Source organism: Bacillus sp. AP50, assembly GCF_040492675.1.
GTDB lineage: Bacteria > Bacillota > Bacilli > Bacillales > Bacillaceae_G > Bacillus_A > Bacillus_A cereus.
In genome coordinates this window covers 1-1,179 of the sequence record NZ_JBEUTW010000721.1, presented here as the reverse complement: position 1 = coordinate 1,179, position 1,179 = coordinate 1, and the positions used below count along the sequence as shown (strand labels likewise).

Sequence of the window (1,179 nt, the reverse complement as noted above, 5' to 3'; positions counted from 1 at the left end):
AGAAGGAAAAACGTTTGAAGAACTGTTGAGAAAGTCGCAAAATCAATTGTACCAGTATAGAAATTTGCAAGAAAATGAGTGAAGCTTTGATTTGAAGATATATGATAGGAAGATGTTTTATTTGTAACATTTTTTTGACTTTTATTACAAAAAAACGCCACGTTTGTAATAAAAGTCTTTAAAAATATATGAAATAAGCATATAATTATGATGGTAGTGTCAATGCAATTTGCACAGTGTGTTTTATTTTAAAAGTGTAGAGGAAAGCAAGCTCTACACTTTTCCTTTTTAGGAAATGAAAAGAATATTTGTAAGTTGTTGCGAGATATCGATTGTACTGTGTAAAATGAACAAAGAGATTAATTGATAGAAAGCTGGAAAGGGAATGATAGACGTGAGAGCGGAGCGATCACCTTTTATCAGGTGAACTATTATAGTCTTATTAAGACTGAGGTGAAATTCCGTGGACATTAAAGTAATACATAGTGTGAACAGGCCTTAAAAAACACGAAGTAGTATACTTAAAGATGGATATGGAATTGCTAAATAATTCAAAAAGAATAATGTAATATCAAGTAATAATTTGTACAAACAATATTAATGATCTTCGTAAAAAAGATGCGAGTGTATAGAACAATTACATATTTTATAACTTTTTTATATTACACGATGGTCGTTTATAAGTAGGAGGAAGAGATGTTGAAATATAGTAAATTAGCAATTGTAACTGCATTATCAATGATTTTATTAGCCGGTTGTTTCGGTCCGAAACCAGAAGAAGAATTATATGTAGCGTTTGAAAACGCTGCTAAACAAGAAAAAACAATGTTTGAAGATGCAAAAAAACTTGAGACTTTAGAGAAAGAAGGACAAGAATTATATAACCAGATTGTTCAAGAAGGAAAAGATAATAATCAAACTGTTAAAGAAAAACTGAATCAAGCAGTGAAAAATACAACTGAACGAGAAAAAGTGCTTGCAAAAGAAAAAGAAGTTTTAAATAAAGCGCAAGAAGAAGTGAAGTCAGCTGATAAGTATGTGAAGAAAATTGAAGATAAGAAATTGAAAGATCAAGCTGATAAAGTGAAAAGCACGTATGAGAAACGACACGATTCATTTAATAAAATGTATGACAGCTATGACAAATCTTTAAAACAAGAAAAAGAGTTATATACAATG

Annotated in this window: 1 protein-coding gene and 1 pseudogene; both read left to right on the top strand. The window is 29.8% G+C overall.

The genetic code is table 11. The annotated features are described in order from the left end of the window. Positions 1–82: pseudogene (locus tag ABWK52_RS28840) on the top strand (diguanylate cyclase); the annotation flags it as partial. A 614-nt stretch (positions 83–696) separates the two neighbouring features. After that, a partial coding sequence (locus ABWK52_RS28835; protein ID WP_353772350.1) for a YkyA family protein occupies positions 697–1,179 on the top strand: 483 nt, incomplete at its 3' end.